This is a genomic window from Alphaproteobacteria bacterium, assembly GCA_030739735.1.
Lineage (GTDB): Bacteria > Pseudomonadota > Alphaproteobacteria > UBA7887 > UBA7887 > UBA7887.
On sequence record JASLYQ010000032.1, the window covers coordinates 1 to 19325 of the forward strand.

A 19325-nucleotide genomic window follows, 5' to 3' on the forward strand; every position below is an offset into this window, starting at 1 on the left:
CTGGATGCGATCAGGTCAACGTTCGACATCGACCGCGATTGCTATCTGACAATGGGTCCAGTTACATCGCAACTGAACTGGCCGAATGGCTCGATGACAACGGCATGGATCATGTTCGTGGGGCTCCATACCATCCCCAGACCCAAGGCAAGATCGAGCGGTGGCATCAGACCTTGAAGAACCGCATCCTTCTGGGAAACTACTTCTTGCCCGGTGATCTAAAGGGCCAGATTGGCAGGTTCATCAGCCACTACAATCATCACAGATACCATGAGAGCTTACAAAATCTCACCCCGGCTGACGTCTACTTCGGACGCGGGGATCAAATCCTCCAACAAAGAGAAAGGATCAAGGAAAAAACAATCAACCAACGACGCTTGCAGCACCGAAAGCAAGCCGCTTAAAATGAACAAACAGATGAGCCAATTCCTAGCTTAGGTTAAGCTGCAATCTGTCCAGAAATCCCTGACGACGGACAATCTCAATGCGCGATTTGTTCTGCAAATAGGAGACAAGTATGCTCGACACCACGGTGACGATGAATTTAGTCGAGAGCGACCGCCGCCGTCATCGGCAGGCTGGGGTCGGCGGACCATTCGGCGAGAGAGCCATCGTAGAGCTTGACCGCGCTATTGCCCAGCTGGGCGCCGAGGGCGAGCCAGCCGACGGCGCTTTCGAGGCCTGAGTTGCAGAACAGGATTTGCGGACTCTCTGGATTAAGGCCGGCAAGGGTCCAAAGCATGCGCAATTGCGTCGGCGCGCGAAAGCGTAGGCCCTCATTCACGGTTAGCCAAGTCATGGGCAAGTTGGCGGCGCCGGGGATGGTGCCGGAACGCACTACGACGTGGGTCGAATTGATGCCGAGGTAATGGTCGTTATTTCGCATATCAACTAGAGTTTTTCCGCTTGCCATGGCCGCGTGTACCTCAGCTTTGCTTGCTACCATGTCAGATCGCGGCCGGGCGCTGAAGACGATTGGCACGGGCTCGGCTTCGCCTACTTCGACGTCGTTGTCCCACTCAGCGGTCCAGGCGTCCATACCCCCGTCTAGGATCGAGACCGCCCCGTGGCCGAGATAACGAAAGATGAAGTAGACCCGCGCTAGCTCGGCGGCTGAGAACATATCGACGGCAGCTGTTACCAGCACTACGTGGTTGTCGTTGCCGATGCCCAGGCCGCCGATCAGCGCCTCTAAGTGCGCCACGGGGGGCACCATGTTCTCGACACCATCGCGGCTCGCGCGCCAGCCGCCGCCATAGTAGTCACTGTGCACGCTACACGGCACATGCTGGGCGGCAAAATTGCGCACAGAGCGGCGCAGATCAAGCACAACGATGCTGCTGCTGCAAAGATGCTGTTGCAGCCAGGTCACATCGACAATCGGCGGGGCCGGCGCGGCAAGCCCGGCGGCAGGGAAAGCAAGAATCAGGCCGGCAAGCCAAAGCCGCACGGCGCAAAAGTACGCTCTGTTCACTGGCCCGCGGCGCTGGCCATGGCGGCCTCGATAGCGGCAAGGGCGGCTGGGGCGGCCGAGGCGTCCGGCCCGCCCGCCTGGGCGAGATCAGCTCGGCCGCCGCCGCCCCTGCCGCCAAGCGCCTCTGACGCTGCGCGCACCAGCGAGACCGCATCCAGGCGATCGGTGAGATCGTCCGTCACGCCGACCACGACTGCGGCCTTGCCGTCCGCCACGGCGACCACCGCGACCACACCGCTGCTGAGCTCCTTTTTCATGGAGTCGGCCATGCCGCGCAGGTCCTTGGCGGGCACGCCTTCAAGCTGACGGGCGACGAGCGAGATGCCGGCCACGTCCTTGATACCGGCGGCGCCGCTCCCGCCACCGCTAGTGGCCAGGGCGCGGCGGGCGTTGGCCAGCTCGCGCTCCAGGCGCTTACGTTCGTCGAGCAGCCCGGCGATACGCTCTGCAAGTTCCGCGGGTGCGATCTTGAGCGCGCCTGTGGCATCGCGCAGGGCTTGCTCCTGCCGATTGACGTAGGCTAGGGCGCCTTCGCCGGTCAGCGCCTCGATGCGGCGGATGCCAGCCGCGACTGCGCCTTCGCTGATGATTTTGAACAGCCCTATGTCGCCCGTGCGCCCGACATGGGTGCCGCCGCACAGCTCGACCGAGAACGGCTTGCTGTCACTGCCCATGGTCACGACGCGCACGCGCTCACCGTATTTCTCACCGAACAAAGCCAGCGCACCGGCCTCGACCGCCTGCTCAGGGCTAGTGACGAGCATCGTGACGGTGGTGTTTGCCAGCACCTGACGGTTGACCTCGACCTCGACTGCTGCCTGCTCCTCGGCGCTCATCCCTTTGGGATGGCTGATATCGAAGCGTAGCCGCTCGGGTGCTACGAGAGAGCCCTTTTGCGTCACATGGTCGCCGAGGTGGTTACGCAGTGCTGCGTGCAACAGATGGGTTGCCGAATGATTCCGCTGTAGGGCAGCCCGGCGGTTTTCGTCGATGGTCAGTGTCACCTCATCGCCTTTGCGCAGGCTGCCCGTGATGACCACGCCCTGGTGGATCACCATGTCGTCAAGCTTACGCTGGGTGTCGTCGAGGCGCACTTCGAGGCCGCCGGTCCCTCGGAGGGTACCGCGATCACCAACCTGGCCACCAGACTCACCATAGAAAGGTGTCTGGTTTGCGAGTAGGCTAACGGTTTGGCCCTCTAAAGCTCTATCGGTTGCTTGGCCGTCGACGACGATCGCGGTGACGGCGGCGTCAGCACGGTGCGCTTCGTAACCGAGGAACTCGCTGGTGCCGACCTCATCGCGAAGCGTGAACCAGACCTCTTCGGTAGCTGCCTCGCCGGAACCCTTCCAGGTGGCGCGGGCAGTCTCGCGCTGGCGCGCCATGGCGGCATCGAAACCGGATTGCGCGACGCTGCGGCCCTCGGCACGCAGCGCATCCTCGGTCAAGTCGAGGGGAAAGCCGTAGGTATCGTAAAGCTTGAAGGCGATCTCGCCGGGAAGCGGCTCGTCTTCCCTAAGCTTATCTGTTTCCTTGGCTAGCAGGCCTAAGCCCCGCTCCAGGGTTTCGCGGAAACGTGTCTCCTCGAGCTTGAGGGTCTCCCCGATTAAGGATTCGGCGCGACAAAGCTCGGGAAAGGCCTGTCCCATTTCGCCGACCAGAGTCGGTACCAGTTGCCACATAAGTGGCTCGCGGATGCCCATGAGGTGGGCATGGCGCATGGCCCGACGCATAATCCGCCTGAGCACGTAGCCGCGACCCTCGTTCGACGGCATGACGCCATCGGCCAGTAAAAAACAGGAGGCGCGCAGGTGATCGGCGATCACGCGGTGGGAGGCGCCGTGCTCTCCCGCCGGGTCGCTGTGGGCACAATCGGCGATGGCGTTAATCAAGGTTGCGAACAGGTCGGTGTCGTAATTGTCATGCTTGTTCTGCATGACAGCAGCGATGCGCTCGAGCCCCATGCCGGTGTCGATGGAGGGGCGTGGCAGATCGATGCGCTCGTTTATCGTGCGCTGTTCGTATTGCATGAAGACGAGGTTCCAGATCTCCACGTAACGGTCGCCGTCCTGGTCCGCCGAGCCGGGTGGGCCGCCGGCTATGCCAGGGCCGTGGTCGTAAAAAATTTCAGAGCAGGGGCCGCAGGGGCCGGTATCGCCCATAGCCCAAAAGTTATCGGAGGTGGGGATGCGGATGATACGCCCTTCCGGCAGGCCCGAGACCTTGCGCCAAATGTCGTAGGCCTCATCGTCAGTGTGGTAGACTGTGGCCCAGAGGCGATCCTTGTCGAGGCCATAGTCGCGCGTCACCAAGTTCCAGGCCAGCTCGATGGCGAGATCTTTGAAATAGTCGCCGAACGAAAAATTTCCCATCATCTCGAAGAAGGTGTGGTGGCGGGCAGTGAAGCCGACATTGTTGAGGTCATTATGCTTGCCGCCGGCACGCACGCATTTCTGGCTCGTGGTGGCGCGGCTGTAGTCGCGATGCTCGACGCCTGTGAAGGCGTTCTTGAACTGCACCATGCCGGCATTGGTGAAGAGCAGGGTCGGGTCGTTGTGTGGCACCAGCGGTCCTGACGCCACGATCTCGTGATCATTAGCGGCAAAATAGTCGAGAAAGGCTTTGCGGATATCGTTGGTGCTGACGCTCGCCATCGCTCTTCTTGCTCCCCGAAGGTGGGTCGCTTTTAGCGGGCAGGGCGGGCTCTGTCCAGGAGCTGGGCGAAGGCGCTGGGGCGTCTCATCTTGCGCTCCGGCTCGGGCCGACCGTTAGGCGCTTTCGGCGGCCTCTTTATCATCGAGGGGCTGGCCGTCGAGGTTCTCGGCAATCAGGCCTGCAGCCTGGCGTATGGTCTGCTCGATCTGCATCGCCACCTCGGGCGTGTCGTGTAGGAACTGCTTGGCATTCTCGCGGCCTTGACCGATGCGCTGGCTATCATAGGAGTACCAGGAGCCCGCCTTCTCGACCACGCCGGCTTTGACGCCGAGATCGATCAACTCGCCCATCTTGGAGATGCCCTCGCCATACATGATGTCGAATTCGACGACTTTGAAAGGCGGCGCCACCTTGTTCTTCACGACCTTGACGCGGGTCTGGTTGCCGACCACCTCGTCGCGGTCCTTGATGGCGCCGATGCGGCGGATGTCGAGGCGCACTGAGGCATAGAACTTGAGCGCGTTACCGCCGGTGGTGGTCTCGGGGCTGCCATACATGACGCCGATCTTCATGCGGATCTGGTTGATGAAGATGACCATGGTGCGCGAGCGTGCGATGGAGCCGGTAAGCTTGCGCAGCGCTTGGCTCATCAGGCGCGCCTGCAGACCGACATGGGAATCGCCCATCTCGCCCTCAAGCTCGGCACGGGGCGTCAAAGCCGCGACGCTGTCCACCACCAGCACGTCGATGGCACCGGAGCGCACCAGAGTGTCGGCGATCTCCAGCGCTTGCTCGCCGGCATCGGGCTGGGAGATCAGCAGCTCGTCGATATCGACGCCGAGCTTGCGCGCATAGACGGGATCGAGCGCGTGCTCCGCGTCGATGAAAGCGCAGGTGCCACCTCCGGCTTGAGCTTCGGCTATGACATGTAAAGCCAGCGTGGTCTTGCCAGAGCTTTCGGGGCCGTAGATCTCGACCACCCGGCCACGCGGCAGGCCACCGATGCCGAGTCCTATATCGAGTCCCAGAGAGCCGGTTGAGATTGCCTCAGTCTCGACCACGGCGTCACTATTGCCGAGCTTCATCACCGAGCCTTTGCCGAAGGCCCGTTCGATCTGCGACAGCGCCGCGTCCAAGGCTTTCTGTTTATCCATCGAGTCCTTCTCGACGACCCTCAAGGTTGGATTCGACATCGCCTGACCCTCTTATTTCATAACCCAGATAACCGTTCAACGGGTCACGTGTACATGATTTGTTCTTATACGCCAAGAAAATTCGTAACTCTATATTAAAGAAAGGGAATATCTGTTATGTTCTAGCAATGTTCGCATCAATTTTTCAAGGCAAGGGCCTGAGTCCGAATATTAGTGGATGCAGCCAAAGCATAGCGAGCAAAAGGGTCAGGCTGACGATTCCCGGCCACCAGCCGATATCCCCGGGGCTGAGACGGGCACGACCACTGATGAGGGCCACCAGGGGAGCGAGCGACGTCGCGGCCGCGTAAGCGGGCCAGGCTTCGTTGTGGTAGGCGCGGGCTTTGCGGTCCTGGGACAGTGCACCGGCTATGCCGAGTACCGCGAAACCGCCGAACAGCAGCACGGTCGCGGCGTCGCCGCGCACCAGCATATGAGCGCCGGCCCACAGCACGATTGCGACCATGATCGGTTGCCGCGTGACGGCATAGGCGGCGATGGGCGGTGGCAGCGTGGGACGGGCGCGCAGACGGGCTACTAGGCCATCGACCAGCAGCCATAATGCGATGGCGATGAAGGTCACGCTCAGCCAGCGCAGGCCGAGGGGCGGCAACCATACCTCTTGCCACGGTGCGGCACGGAAGCTCAAGCTCACCCATAGCATGCTGCCGACTGCGAATAGCGTAAACAGCACGAGATAGGCGATCTCACCAATGGCATCGGTCGCACGTTGTCGCAGACCGGTTCCAGAAATCAGGATATGGCCGCCGACGAAGACAGCCAGGGCGGCGCATAGCTGCAGCATAGCCGGTTCGTGCTAGGGGGCCTTCCGTCCCTTGATGTCGCTGTGGCCGTTGCTGCCGCCCGTGACGATACGGCCACCGGCCCCTGTGGTGATCACGACGGGCTGCGCCAACTTGCTCTTGACGATCGCCACCGCGGGGCTGCCGGGCTGGATTGCGGGCGGTTGGTAGTGACCGCTCCTTACCCGGCCCAGATTGCTTGAACCACCGGGGATGCTGCCGTCGCTCCGCAGCGTCCTGAAAATTTCGGTCCAGCCCAAGCCTTCGGCCTTTAACTCTGCGATTTGGTCCAGCGTCAGCTTGGTCTCGCTGTCGCCTTGCGAATCGAACAAGGCCTGGGCGATGCGTTGATTGCTCTCGGCAAGCGTGTCAAAAATGGAGGATTCTGTTTCCTCTGCCTGGGCGCCGAGCGCGATGCAGGCGGTACAGACCAGACCCAGAAACGGCATTTTTCGGGTCATGGTTTAGCCTCCCAGGTTTTCCGCCGTAAGCAGGATTATCTCCGTTGCGGTGGCGCTGTCCTTGAAAAATATATTACCTTCGTTGGCTACGACGCGCATGCGCGTCGCGCGTTTCGTCAGCCGCTCGAGGTCGATGTTGATCTCGCGGTGGGCGGCGATCGCAATAATCTTCCAACCCCCGTCTGTGGCATCATCATCAGTCACTTCCATAGCCATTTGCTCGAGCGTGATCAGGGTTGCGATGCGCAGGGTCTTGATATCATCGTTGAAGGTTTTGTAAGAGATTCCGCTGAGGGTATGGTTGACGCCAGCGCCCGCCCCGATGCTGCCGGCCGTAAGCGCCACCGCAGCACACCCGCTGAGCGACAGCGCGGCTACCAGGGCAACTATGGAGGAACGCACACGCATCAGCGAACCTTGGTCCGGAAAGGGCCTTCGGAGAGAAAGGTCAGACCCTCGAGCATGGCGTGGTCGTCCCCACCGTTGATCAGCAGATCCCCCTTGCTGACGGTGAAAGGCGTATCGGGAGCCTGATTGTATTCACGGTGCATGAGGCGCGCATCCAAAAGCCCGAGAGCACGTGTACGAGAGAATGCAGCCCATCGAGAATCTCCTCTAGCAAGTGTGATCGATCCTAGCCAAGCGTCGTTTGCGAGGCAACTTACTCTTAAAGTATCCTTTTTTGGATTGCCTTTGCCACCGCCTCCCTCACCACTGCTGCTGCTGCCATTGCTGTCATAGACCGAGAAGAAGGAGCCTTTGCCGGGCTGGCATGATGATCGGCGTGGTAGCCAAGCGGGTCGGGATCGTTGCCATTGACCGCTCGGAAGTATGGACGGCAGCTGGCGTCAGCGTGAGGCAGAACGGTGAGCGAGTGGATAGCGTCGCGCTGCCAGCGGTTGTAGGGATCGTCCGTCGGCGCGTCGCGAATCTCGAAATGCGGGTGGTCGACGCCATGCATGGCAGGCAGGGCAGCTAGCACGAATAGGCAGACGAATATAGTGGCGATGGTGTGAACGCGGCTGTTGAGGAAGGCGGCGATGGTCGTTAGCGCCAAGGCAGAGGCGAACAGAAGTGGCAGAAACTCTAGCCTGTAGGGTAAGAGGGCGGAAACGCTAGCCAGAATGGCCAGCAGAAATGCTTAGACCCTCGGCCGATTGCCGATAGATTCGGCGTTGGCCGTATTCCTGTTCAGGCTTGCGTTCGATTCTGTAATGCAGAACCCAAGCGTGTCATAACGCTGACAAAATTGTAGATTTGGAACGAGCCTGTCCGGTATTGGCGCGACGCGCGTACAAATAAGGCTTAGATGGTATCAGCTCAAATTTCGATTATTACCCTTTCAAATTACACTATTTTTACACGTTGGACGTAAGGATTGATGCAAGTGGTCGAACCGGGAGGCGAAAAGAAGTGCGACAGCGCGTGAGCAGAGGCGAAGGGCGTCATGGCTAATCCGGCCATCGGCGAGACGACGGTCGGGCAGACCGCCGCACCAGTCACGCCCTTGCCCGCCGCACAAGCGCCCCCGCCCAAACCGCGGCGGCAATGGGGGCGGGCGCTGCTGCGCTTCCTTTTGCTTGTCGCCGTACCCGTGGCCGGCGCCTGGGTCGGGGGGCATTACTGGGTGCTCGGCGGCCGCTACGTCGAGACCGACAATGCCTATATTCGCGCCGACAAGGTGGCGATCGGCGCCGAGGTGCCGGGCAAGGTCATTGAGGTTCTGGTGAGCAGCAATCAGGTGGTGGCTGCCGGCGACCTGTTGTTCCGCCTCGACGATCAGCCCTACCGCATCAAGCTGGCGCAGTCCGAGGCACAGCTCAATATGGTGCGCACCGAGATCGCGGTGCTGCGCGCTAAATATTGGCAGGCGCATGAGGAGGTGGTGCTGGCCGAAACGCGTGCGGCCTATCTTGAGCAGGAATACCGCCGGCAGCAGCAGCTTGCAGAGCGCAACGTGGCGGCAGCGGTGAAAGTCGACGAGGCACGCCACGCCCTTGACATTGCCCTGCAATCGGTGACCGTCAGGGAGCGCGAGCTGGGCGAGATCTCGGCGAGGCTCGGCGGTAATCCACAGACACCCGACGAGAGCTTTGCCCGCTTCATCGCGGCGCGCACCAAGCGTGATCAGGACATTCTCGATCTCAACAACACGGTGGTCCAAGCGCCGGCGGACGGCATTATCGGCCGCGTCGATCTGCGCCCCGGCACCATCGTCGATCCGGGTCGACCGATGATCAGCCTGGTCGAGACAGCCGACCTCTGGTTCGAGGCCAATCTTAAGGAAAGCCAGCTGACCCATGTGCGCGAGGGCCAGCCCGCGACGGTGCGCGTCGATGCCTATCCCGACCACCTCTGGCAGGCGCGCGTGGCGAGCTTTAGCCCTGCCACGGGGGCCGAGTTTGCCGTGCTGCCGTCGCAGAACGCTACCGGTAACTGGGTCAAGGTGGTGCAGCGCGTGCCGGTGCGCTTGCGCATCGATCGAGATCCAGCGGACCCGCCGCTGCGCGTCGGCATGAGCGCCGTGATCAGCATCGATACTGGCTACGAGCGGCCGACGCCCGAGATCGTGTTGCGGGCGCTCGCCTGGCTTCCGAGCTTCGAAGGGCTCGGTCTCGAATAATTCATGACGGACGTCACGGCGAGCGGGTCGTTCGTGCCGGCCTCAGGCTGGCGTCGGCGCTTTATCACGATCTCGGTGATGATGGCGACGATCATGCAGGCGCTCGACATGACGATTGCCAACGTCGCCCTGCCCAACATGCAGGGTTCGCTGTCGACCACCCAAGACCAGATCGCCTGGGTGATCACCTCCTATATTGTCACCTCGGCTATTATGATGCCGCCGACCGGCTTTCTAGCCAGGCGCTTTGGACGCAAGCGTCTGCTGGTGGTGGCGGTGACCGGCTTCACGGTCACGTCCATGCTTTGCGGCATTGCCGATTCGCTGCAGGAGATTGTTATCTACCGCATTCTGCAGGGTGCCTTCGGCGCCTTCCTGGTGCCCCTGGCGCAGGCGCTGATGCTCGACAACTATCCCCGCGCCCAACACGGCCAGGCCATGGCTATCTGGGGCATCGGCACGATGATCGGGCCGATCCTCGGGCCAACGCTGGGCGGCTACCTCACCGAGTATTATTCTTGGCGCTGGGTTTTCTTCGTCAATCTACCCTTCGGTCTGCTGGCGTTGGCGGGCATCCTGCTTTTCGTCAGCGAGACGACGCGCGACCGTGAGCGGCGCTTCGATTGGTTCGGCTTCACTCTGCTGGGGCTCGCGGTGGGCGGCTTCCAACTCATGCTCGACCGTGGCGAACTCAAGGACTGGTTCGAGGCGCTCGAAATCATTATCGAGGCTTCCGTCGCCGGTATGGCCTTCTACATGTTTGTTGCCCACAGCCTGACCACCTCGCGCAAACCGTTCCTCGATCCCCATATCTTCGCTGACCGCAATTTTGTTGCCGGCATCATGCAGATCTTCGTTTTTGGAGCGCTACTACTGCCGGCGCTGGCGTTGTTGCCGACCTTCCTACAATCGGTGATGGGTTATCCCGTGATCACGGTCGGCCATGTGCTGGCGCCGCGCGGCGCCGGCGCTATGGTTGGGATGTTCCTAGTCGGCCGGCTCAGCCACCGGGTAGATGTTCGTGTGATTCTCATTGTATCGCTGCTGCTCATCGCCGTCTCGGCCTGGGAGATGACCGGCTTCAACGCCGAAGTTGACATGTGGGCCGTGCTCTGGACTGGGGTGGTGCAGGGAATTGGGCTCGGCGCCTATTACGTCGCGCTCAACGTCGTCACTTACACCACGTTGCCGGAGCATTTCCGCACCGAGGCTGCCGGCATCTTCAACCTTGCGCGCAATGTCGGGGCCAGTGTGTCGGTCAGTATCGTCGTTGCGTTAGTAACCCACTACACCCAAATCAACCATGCGGAGCTGGTCGGCGGCGTGACGCCGTATTCTCTGATGACCCAGGCCCCCTATTTGCCGGAGGCTTGGTCGCTCGACAGCGCTGCAGGACTCGGTGCACTCAACGCCGAAATAACGCGCCAAGCTGCGACGATTGCCTATCTCAATGATTTTAAGCTAATGACAATCGTTGCCCTGGCGGCTATTCCTTTGGTTTTCTTGTTTCGCCTGCCACGGACGGCACAAGTGGACCACTGAGCAAGACGACAATGTTGCAAGCGGTTCAAAAGCGAAAATCGTTGGGTTTTAGGGCGAAATGGCTTTCGCGGATACGTGCATGGACGAGCCGCCATGTCGATGTCGAAAAACTGCCGAGCGTCGTAACGCCGGTGGCTCGCCGTGGCGAGATTGCCTATCTCGACGGGGTTGGTATCCGGGAGGTACACAGTGGTGCGCCGTGGATCCAGAACACCACTCTGCACTTCTACTCTATGACCGAGCCGATTCCCTCCGTGCCGCTGATGATACTCTATGAGGAGGGCGTCGTTGCGGAATGCCTCAAGATGCAGATGCCGAATTTCTTGTGGATGAACGTGTCTCTAGCAGCCGGCCACGCGGAGCTCCGTCGGATGATTGAAGCCAACTAACAACCGGAAGAGCTGTTACGCAACTACCCTGAATTTCCAAATAAGACTTGCAATCTCTGAGGGCCTATATTTTCTCGGACGACGTTGTACGCGACTTCATCAAGGCCCTTCGGGAAGCCGATCTTGCCATTTCTGACGAGCCGAGTTGAGCGCATAAACCACTCTGCATAGCGAAGCAGTGCGGATAATTCCCATAACCTCGGTTAAAGTGTTGGGGGCGGTCTGGCACATTTCTAACCTTCCGCCGTGGTAGCCGTTGGGAGTGACGATGGTAGAGGGCAGGACGGCATTGGTGACGGGGGCGGCGCGGGGCATCGGTCGCGCTATCGCCTTGCGCTTGGCGCAGGACGGGGCCGATCTAGCGCTGATGGATGTCTCCGAGGATGTCGCGGCGACCGCCGAGGCCGCGCGTGGCCTGGGTGTCAAGGCCGCGACAGCGTTGGTCGATGTCAGTGACGGCAAGGGCGTCACCGTGGCGGTAGGCAAGCTGGTAGGCGCGATCGGGCCAATCGCTATTCTCGTCAACAATGCTGGGCTGGTGAAGAACATAGCTCCGGTCGGCCGGATGACCAGTGAGGCCTGGGAGCGCGAGCTGGCGGTCAATCTCGGCGGGCCGTTTCATCTCATTCGGGCGCTGATCGGGGCCATGGTTGAGGCCGGCTGGGGGCGCATCGTCAACATATCGTCAGTGGCGGCGCGTGGGGGCTTGCATTACCAGGCCGGCTACGGCGCCTCCAAGGCAGGTCTGCTCAGTCTGACCCACACGGTGACGCTGGAATATGCTCGCCACGGCATCACCTGTAACGCCGTGCTGCCGGGGGTGATTGAGACCGAGAACGTGCAAGCTATGCCGCGGGAGATCCGCGATAGCGTCATTGCCGGTGCGCCCGCGAGGCGCCTCGGCAAGGTCGAGGAGGTGGCGCACCTCGTCGCCTTTTTGGCCTCGAAAGAGGCCGGCTATCTCAGCGGTGCGGAGATCGATATAGACGGCGGCGCACGGCTTTGCACCCTAACGCTTGGTAGCCGCAGCGAGCTGAAAGCCCGCGCTGAGGCCTTTGCCAAGGCATTCGAGGAGAGCGAGCTATGAGCGATCTGACCAGTTATTCCGGCATTCCGCTCGAGCCCTTCTATGCGCCTGAGGGTGAGGGTGAGGCACCCGGCAGCTATCCTTATACACGCGGCAAGCGTCTGCCGCGCCCTGGCCAGTCGTGGATCTTGCGTGAGTTGTCGGGCGAGGGTACTGCCGAGTGCTCCAACGCCCAGTTCAAATCGCTCATTGCAAAGGGCCAGCAGGGGCTCGACGTGATCGGCGACTCGCCGACCATGGCCATGCTCGACCCAGACCATCCCCACGCCGAGCATGCGGTCGGTACCCAGGGCGTCTCGTTGTGCTGCCGCGCTGACTATGAGATGCTCTATCGCGACCTGCCGCTCGACAGCTTGAGCTTTTCGCAATCGCTGCCATCGGTGGCGGCAATCGGCGGGCTCTATCTGGTCGCTACGGCGCGCGGCGTGGCGGCGGAGAAGCTGCGCGGCTCAGCCATCCAGGTTGCTTTGTACGAGGACGATTGCTGCTATTCTCGCCATCTTCCGCTCGCTCTGCGCACGCGCCTGGCCACCGACTCGATCGCCTTCGCCACGGAGAAGATGCCCAAGTTCCACGCCTTGCTCGAGGACACCTACTATTTCAGTGAGAGTGGGCTCGAGTCGGTCGAGGAGATGGCGCTTGGCTTCGTCGAGTTGCGCTTTTATATCCGCGCATTGATCGAGCGCGGCATTGATGTCGATGCCTTCGCGCCGCGCATCGGCATCTTACTGACCTGTCGCATGGACCTGTTCGAGGAGATCGCCAAGATCCGCGCTAGCCGCCGCCTCTATGCACGCATGATGAAGGAGGAGTTCGGTGCCCGTGATGCGCGCTCCATGGCGTTGACCGTGACGGCGCATACCTCAGGCCTAACCATGACAGCGCAGCAACCGGTCAACAATGTTGCGCGCGGCGGTATGCAGGCGTTGGCAATGGCGTTGGCTGGCGTCCAGGCGATGGAGGTCTCGACTTTCGACGAGGCCTACCGAACGCCCAGCGAAGAAGCGCATCTGGTGGGCCTGCGCACACAGCAGATCGTGCAGTTGGAGACCAATGTTACCAAGGTGGCGGATCCCCTCGGTGGCTCCTACTACGTTGAGGCACTCACCGATGAGATGGAGCGGCGCATTGCCGCCGAGGTCGTACGGATAGAGGCCGCGGGTGATATCGCCGAGCTTGCCGAGCAAGGCTATTTTCGGCGCATCTTCGTCAACGCCATGGAGCGTCTCGGTCGCGATCTTGCCGACGGTACTTTGCAGCGTGTGGGTGATACTTGTCACACGGTTCCTGAGGATGAGGATCGCATGCTAAAGGATGCAGCGGAGCGCAAGATCGAGCCTTGCCACGAGCAGATTGATCGCATTCGTGATTTTAAGTGCAGTCGTGATCAGAACCGCGTTAAGCAGGCGCTCGGTGCGCTGCACGATGCTGCGCGCGACGAGAGCTGCAACCTCATGGTGTCCTATATCGCCGCTTTGACTGCCGATGCAACAGTTGGCGAAACTGCTGGCGTGTTGCGTCAGGCCTATGGCCAGGCTTATGATCCGTTGGCGGGGCTGCCTTCGCCATTGGATGGTTAATATCGCACGTCCGATCAAGATTCTGATTGCTATCCTCGGCACCGATCAGCATGAGGTTGGTGCGCTGGCGATCTCGGCGCTGCTGCGCGATGCTGGCATGGAAGTGATCTACAGTGGCCGCTTCAATCTGCCCGCGGGAGTTGTGACAAGCGCCGTGCAGGAAGATGTGGACGTGATCGGTATCAGCGCCCATTCCTGGGAATATCTGCATTACCTGGACGATATTTTTACCGAACTGACGGAGGCAGGTGCATGCATTCCTGTCGTCGTCGGTGGCTCGGTGGTGACGCAGAGCGACAAGGCGGGGATGCTAGCGCAAGGCATTGCTGCCGCCTTCGGTCCGAGAGAGAGTGCCTCGGAGATCGTTGCCGAGATCCGCCGGCTCGTGATGCCGGAAGGAGGGAAAACGCAATGACCGATGAGGAAGTGGCCGAATGCCTGTGCTCCCTGCTGTCGGCGAAGATGAGGCAGGCCTCGTTTATGCGGGAGATGAGGAAAAGGCCGTGTTTTTGCTCGATCACGCTGCTTGTCGAGCGCTAGCGTGGCCTAGCGGTGCGTCGCCGTCATGATGGAGCGTCTCCAACCGCTCAGGCCCGCGTCGAGCATCTCGCGCATGCTATGACGCTCGAGAGACTCGTAGGCGAACTGACCAACCAAGACGACGAGTCGGCCGTCGAACTGGTCTAAGGGCTCGCGATCCGCGCGAGAAGGTGATCGCCGCCTATTACGGCCTAGTGTCGCTGTGCGCCCTTACTCTCACGACTGGCTCGGACGCCGCCGACGCAGCGTAGCGCGCGATGCCTTGTTCAAGCTCGCCTTCGACCATCCGCTAAGGCGACAAGCGCCAAAACAGGAGATATGATGGTACCATGTTACTGACTGATATTGAGCAGGCGTTGCAAGACGCCGGATTAGCTCTACGCGGCGCTTTTCACCCGGAGGTGAGCGATGGCGTGCCGGATTTCGCGCCGGGACAGCCGACCGGAACCTTGGTGCTGGCAGGCAATGTTGGGCCTGAGATGTGGCATGCTTTTGTTGCGGCAACGGGCGCACCTGTCGGCGGCCTCGATGGCTGGTCGGATCAGGTGGTGGGTCGAGTCGCCGAACGGTACGGTGCAACGGCTATTTTCCCGTTCAGCAAGCCGCCACTGCCATTTCAGCGTTGGGCCTGCCGCGCCGGGCCTTGTTATAGCTCGCCTCTCGGCATCCTGATCCACCCCGACCATGGCCTGTGGCACGCCTTCCGCGGCGGTTTGGCTTTCGCTGAACGTCTCGACCTGCCGCCGGCGGATGAGCGGCCGAACCCTTGTGAGGCCTGCCCGGAGCAGCCCTGCCTCAGTATCTGTCCGGTCTCGGCGTTCAGCGAGGACGGCTACGATTCTCCCGCTTGCGCCGTCTATATCTCGGAGAATAGACACGGCGACTGCCTTTCGCTGGGTTGCCGGGCGCGTCGTGTTTGTCCGATCGGGCGTGGCGCACGCTACGAGCCGGCCCAGGCGCAATTTCACATGGAGAATTTCCTGCGCGTCCTGCGTCCTTGCCCTTAATATGGACATGGGTTATTGCCCCTGACGCCTGTCTGGACGGGAATGGCAGGCATGGAGCGCACAATTTTGGATCTTATCGTGATTCCCGGTCAATCAAGTCATAGGTGACAGACGTGTCAGTTGCTGAAATCTACGAAGCGGTCCTGGACTACGACGACGAGGCGGTGCCCGAGTTGGTGAACGCAGAGCTCGAAGCTAACACTGACCTGAGGGTCATCCTTGATGATGGCATGATAGCCGCGCTCGATGATATCGGCGCTCGTTTTAGCGAGGGAACCTTGTTTGTGCCCGAGATGCTAATGGCTGCGCAGGCGGTGCAGGCGGGCATGGATATTCTGCGCCCGTTGCTGGCCGAGACCGGCGCCAAGCCGGTCGGCACGGTAGTCATTGGCACGGTCAAGGGCGACCTGCATGACATCGGCAAGAACCTCGTGGGGATGTTGCTCGAAGGCGCCGGCTTTCAGGTCGTTGACCTCGGTGTCGATATCGATGCCGCGACGTTCATTAACGCGGCCCAGGAAAACGAGGCGGACTTGGTGGCGATATCCGGCCTCCTGACTACCTCCATGCCAGAGATCGAGAGCGCAGTCGCGACCATCGCGGAAGCCAACACGTCACGCAACCTCAATGTCAAGGTCATGGTCGGCGGGCCCCCAATCAACAATGATTTTGCGACGCGGATCGGCGCAGACGGCTATGGTGAGAGCGCGCCGGCAGCGGTCGAGCGCGCGCGCAACTTGGTCACGGCGTAGGGAGAAAAGGCAATGGCCTGGACCCACAGAGAACGCGTTCTCGCCGCGATCAATCACGAGGAGCCGGATCGGGTTGCCATCGATCTCGCGGCGGCCGGTGCCACGGGCATCACTATCGATGCCTATGATGCCCTCAAGGCGCATCTTGGCCTCGAGCACGAGAGCGTGCTCATGTCGAAGCTCAACCAGCTTGCCCAGCCCGACGAGACGGTGCTTGAGAAGTTCGGTGTTGACACCCGTCCGATCATGGCGCGCGGACGCCGCGGCGGCGCAGGCCGCTGGGTTGATGAGCTCACCTATATCGACCATTTCGGCGTCACCTTCAAAAGCACAGTCGGCACTGCTGACAAGCATTTCCTATACAAGGACGGCCCGCTTTGTGGCGGCAAGCTGACCATCGACCGCATCGACGAGATGGAATGGCCGGACCCCGAGGACCCACTGATGGTCGAAGGCATCAAGGAGCGTGTCGCGAGCTACAAGGTGCAAGGTGACTACTGCTTGGTCTTCAACGTGCCTGACCAGGTGATCCACAGGGCCTACGGACTGCGCGGCATGGAATCCTTCCTGATGGACCTGTTCAAAGCGCCCGAGGCCGCGTGTTATCTCATGGACCGCCTGGTCGACTACAATATCAAGGCGTCCGAGGCTATGATCCGAGAGGCCGGGCCGGAGAATGTTGACGTAATCTTCTTCGGCGAGGATCTCGGCACCCAGAACGGCTGCATGTTCGATCCTAACGTAACCTATGCCAAGCTCATCAAGCCGCGCCACGAGCGCATCATTCAGACCCTCAAGAGCCTGACCGGTGGCAAGTCGCTGTTCCACTGCTGCGGTTCGGCCTATCTCTTCATTGAGCATCTGATCGATATCGGCGTTGATGTTCTCAACCCGGTCCAGGTGGCGGCAAAGAACATGGAGCCTGAGCGCCTCAAGGCCGAGTTCGGGGACCGCATGGCTTTTTGGGGTGGCATCAACACGCAGCAGACCCTGCCCCAGGGCACGTCCGAAGAGGTCGCGACAGAGACGCGCCACGTCATCGATGTTCTGGGAAAGGGCGGCGGCTACGTGCTCAACGCGGTGCACAATATCCAGCCAGAGGTACCGCCCGAGAACATCGTCGCCATGTACGACACGGGGCTCTCGCATCGCTATCTGGTGCCGGCCTGACGTGACGGAGCCGCCGCGTACCCTGCTGATCACCTGCGGTGCACTGGCCGGCGAGATCGTTGCTCTGTTGCGCGATAACGACTGGGATAGCATGAAGGTGAAATGCCTGCCGGCGCATATCCACAATTCGCCGGAGCGTATTCCCGATGGCGTGCGCCGGCTGATCCATGCCGGGCGCGGCGATTTCGAGCAAATCTTGGTGTTATTCTCCGATTGTGGAACTGGGGGAAAGCTTGACGAGGTGCTTGCCGAAGAAGGCGTGCCGCGAATTGGTGGCAGCCATTGCTACGAGGTTTTCGCTGGCCCAGAGGCCTATGCCGAGCTGATGAAGAGTGAGCCCGGTAGCTTCTTTCTGACCGATTTTTTGGCCCGCCATTTCGATCGCTTGATCATCAAGGGTCTCGCACTGGATCGCCATCCGAAGCTGCGCGATATCTATTTCGGTAAGTACCGCAGGGTGGTCTATCTGACCCAAAACGAGACCCCGGAGTTGCGCGCCAAGGCAGAAGCCGCCGCCGAGACGCTCGGGCTCGCTTTCGAGGCGCGCACGACCGGCTATGGCGGCTATCAGGAATTCCTCGAGTCATATCAAGCATGAGGGGTCAACCATGACCGACTTCAACCATCGGGACCGCGTACTTGCCGCATTGAATCACGAGTCCACGGACCGTGTGCCGATCGATTTCGGTGGCACTTTCGTCACCACGATCTGGTATTCGGCCTATGAGCGGCTAAAAGAGGCGCTCGACATCCGCACCACGGCCAAGGCCGCCAATGTCTCGCCGACGCGGCGCCTGGCAGTGGTCGATCCAGAGGTACAGGACCGCTTCGATATCGATACCCGCTATCTTGCCGTCGGCCAATACGAGGGCGACCAGAAGGTAATCGACGAGGATACCTATTTCGACGAATGGGGCGTGACCTGGCGTAAGTCAGGCGACGGCCCCTACATCTATGTGGACGGGCCCTTCTTCGGCATCAAGAAACCCGACATCGCCCTGCTTGAGGAGTACGATTGGCCCGATCCGGACAATCCCGGCTATACGCGTGGCCTGGCCGAGCGCGCCGCGGCGCTCAGGCGCGATAGTGATCATGCGATCATTCTCAACCTGCCCGTCGGCATCGTCCATAACGCCCAGTTTGTGCGCGGCTTTGGCGAGTCGCTGACCGATCTCTATAAGAACAGAGCTTTTCTCGAGCGCCTCTATGGCATCTTCACCGATTGGTATGTGCGCGTTGCGAGCAATGCGCTGGAAGCGGTAGGTGACAATATCGACATTGTCTTCATGGGTGACGATCTCGCGTCGCAACAGGCGCCCATGTTCGATCCCGAAATCTATCGTGCCATCATTAAGCCTCATCAGCGTCGCATCCTGGAGACCGTCAAGGGATATGGCGCGCCAAAGGTGCTCTACCATAGCTGCGGCGCAGTGGCGCCGCTGATTGAGGATCTAATCGAGATCGGTGTCGATGCGCTCAATCCTGTGCAGGTTACAGCAAAGGGCATGGAGCCGGCGGGCTTGAAGGAAGCCTTCGGGGAGCGCATTGCCTTCTGGGGTGCTATCAGCACCCAGAAAGCGCTGCCTTTTGGCACCCCGGATGAGGTGCGCGCTGATGTTCGCTATATCATCGATTGCTTGGGGCGCGATGGTGGCTACGTGCTCAATAGCGTGCACAATCTACAAAGTGATGTGCCGCCCGAGAATATTATTGCCATGTTCGACGAGGCACGTGGATACACGTCACAATAGACTTGACGCCATCGTGGGTGCCGACCCGAAAGTCCTTGATTCTCAGCCGAACCCATTGTCCCGATGGATCAGAGGTCGATCAAAAACAAACAATCAACATGGACCAGTCTATGGGGGGTGATCACCGGACATCACTCGGCGAAACGCCAACGGGACAGGCTAATATGTGAGCGACACATTCTTGGAGAAACTTGTTGGCTTCAAGGTGGATACGCGGGATTTCATTAGTTCGCGTTCTTGCCGTCTGTGGTGGCTAGAGTGATTCTGACTATTGTTTTTTGGATACGCTGCAGTTTCA

20 protein-coding genes are annotated in these 19325 nt (G+C 60.6%); 12 read left to right on the forward strand and 8 right to left on the reverse strand.

The genetic code is table 11. From position 1 onward, the window contains the following. A partial coding sequence (locus tag QF629_12500) for an integrase core domain-containing protein (protein ID MDP6014343.1) occupies nt 1-404 on the forward strand: 404 nt, incomplete at its 5' end. A 140-nt stretch (nt 405-544) separates the two neighbouring features. Here QF629_12500 and QF629_12505 read toward each other — a convergent pair. The 8 genes from QF629_12505 to QF629_12540 form a co-directional block, all read right to left on the reverse strand. Next, nucleotides 545-1474, reverse strand: coding sequence for a rhodanese-like domain-containing protein (locus QF629_12505; GenBank protein MDP6014344.1), 930 nt, complete (start codon nt 1472-1474; stop codon nt 545-547). Beyond that, the gene (alaS, locus tag QF629_12510) at nt 1471-4128 is read right to left on the reverse strand and encodes an alanine--tRNA ligase (protein ID MDP6014345.1); all 2658 of its coding nucleotides are present in this window, start codon (nt 4126-4128) and stop codon (nt 1471-1473) included. The genes QF629_12505 and alaS overlap by 4 nt, the downstream gene beginning before the upstream one ends. A 114-nt stretch (nt 4129-4242) precedes the next feature. Then, complete coding sequence (recA, locus tag QF629_12515; GenBank protein MDP6014346.1) at nt 4243-5322, reverse strand: recombinase RecA; 1080 nt, start codon at nt 5320-5322, stop codon at nt 4243-4245. Between the two features lie 145 nt (nt 5323-5467). Next, complete coding sequence (locus tag QF629_12520; protein MDP6014347.1) at nt 5468-6127, reverse strand: NnrU family protein; 660 nt, start codon at nt 6125-6127, stop codon at nt 5468-5470. A 12-nt stretch (nt 6128-6139) separates the two neighbouring features. Then, the gene (locus tag QF629_12525; protein MDP6014348.1) at nt 6140-6586 is read right to left on the reverse strand and encodes a hypothetical protein; all 447 of its coding nucleotides are present in this window, start codon (nt 6584-6586) and stop codon (nt 6140-6142) included. Nucleotides 6587-6589: 3 nt separating this feature from the next. Then, nucleotides 6590-6994, reverse strand: a complete 405-nt coding sequence (locus tag QF629_12530; GenBank protein ID MDP6014349.1) for a DUF3568 family protein — start codon at nt 6992-6994, stop codon at nt 6590-6592. Beyond that, the gene (locus QF629_12535; GenBank protein ID MDP6014350.1) at nt 6994-7137 is read right to left on the reverse strand and encodes a hypothetical protein; all 144 of its coding nucleotides are present in this window, start codon (nt 7135-7137) and stop codon (nt 6994-6996) included. The genes QF629_12530 and QF629_12535 overlap by 1 nt, the downstream gene beginning before the upstream one ends. Before the next feature lie 116 nt (nt 7138-7253). Next, on the reverse strand, nt 7254-7643 hold the full coding sequence (locus tag QF629_12540; GenBank protein ID MDP6014351.1) for a hypothetical protein: 390 nt from the start codon (nt 7641-7643) through the stop codon (nt 7254-7256). 390 nt (nt 7644-8033) lie between these two features. Between QF629_12540 and QF629_12545 the strand changes: the two genes are divergently transcribed. The 11 genes from QF629_12545 to QF629_12595 all read left to right on the forward strand — a co-directional run bounded on the left by QF629_12545 (nt 8034) and on the right by QF629_12595 (nt 19027). Beyond that, nucleotides 8034-9209 carry an HlyD family secretion protein gene (locus QF629_12545; protein MDP6014352.1) on the forward strand — a complete coding sequence of 392 codons (1176 nt, stop codon included), beginning with the start codon at nt 8034-8036 and terminating at the stop codon, nt 9207-9209. Between the two features lie 3 nt (nt 9210-9212). Then, complete coding sequence (locus QF629_12550; protein MDP6014353.1) at nt 9213-10751, forward strand: DHA2 family efflux MFS transporter permease subunit; 1539 nt, start codon at nt 9213-9215, stop codon at nt 10749-10751. Nucleotides 10752-10762: 11 nt separating this feature from the next. Then, a complete protein-coding gene (locus tag QF629_12555; protein ID MDP6014354.1) occupies nt 10763-11140 on the forward strand; it encodes a hypothetical protein in 378 nt (125 codons plus the stop codon). Between the two features lie 268 nt (nt 11141-11408). Continuing rightward, nucleotides 11409-12227, forward strand: a complete 819-nt coding sequence (locus QF629_12560) for an SDR family NAD(P)-dependent oxidoreductase (GenBank protein MDP6014355.1) — start codon at nt 11409-11411, stop codon at nt 12225-12227. Continuing rightward, nucleotides 12224-13807: an acyl-CoA mutase large subunit family protein gene (locus tag QF629_12565; protein ID MDP6014356.1), complete on the forward strand. Its 1584-nt coding sequence runs from the start codon at nt 12224-12226 to the stop codon at nt 13805-13807. Before QF629_12560 ends, QF629_12565 begins: the two co-directional genes overlap by 4 nt. Beyond that, on the forward strand, nt 13800-14222 hold the full coding sequence (locus QF629_12570; protein MDP6014357.1) for a cobalamin-dependent protein: 423 nt from the start codon (nt 13800-13802) through the stop codon (nt 14220-14222). Before QF629_12565 ends, QF629_12570 begins: the two co-directional genes overlap by 8 nt. Before the next feature lie 454 nt (nt 14223-14676). Beyond that, nucleotides 14677-15354, forward strand: coding sequence for a hypothetical protein (locus QF629_12575; GenBank protein ID MDP6014358.1), 678 nt, complete (start codon nt 14677-14679; stop codon nt 15352-15354). 113 nt (nt 15355-15467) lie between these two features. Then, entirely contained in the window at nt 15468-16106 is a 639-nt protein-coding gene (locus QF629_12580) for a corrinoid protein (protein ID MDP6014359.1), read from the forward strand. 12 nt (nt 16107-16118) lie between these two features. Continuing rightward, entirely contained in the window at nt 16119-17276 is a 1158-nt protein-coding gene (locus tag QF629_12585) for a uroporphyrinogen decarboxylase family protein (GenBank protein MDP6014360.1), read from the forward strand. Between the two features lies 1 nt (nt 17277). Continuing rightward, nucleotides 17278-17874, forward strand: a complete 597-nt coding sequence (locus QF629_12590) for a DUF1638 domain-containing protein (protein MDP6014361.1) — start codon at nt 17278-17280, stop codon at nt 17872-17874. A 10-nt stretch (nt 17875-17884) separates the two neighbouring features. Beyond that, complete coding sequence (locus QF629_12595; GenBank protein MDP6014362.1) at nt 17885-19027, forward strand: uroporphyrinogen decarboxylase family protein; 1143 nt, start codon at nt 17885-17887, stop codon at nt 19025-19027. Nucleotides 19028-19325 lie beyond the last annotated feature (298 nt).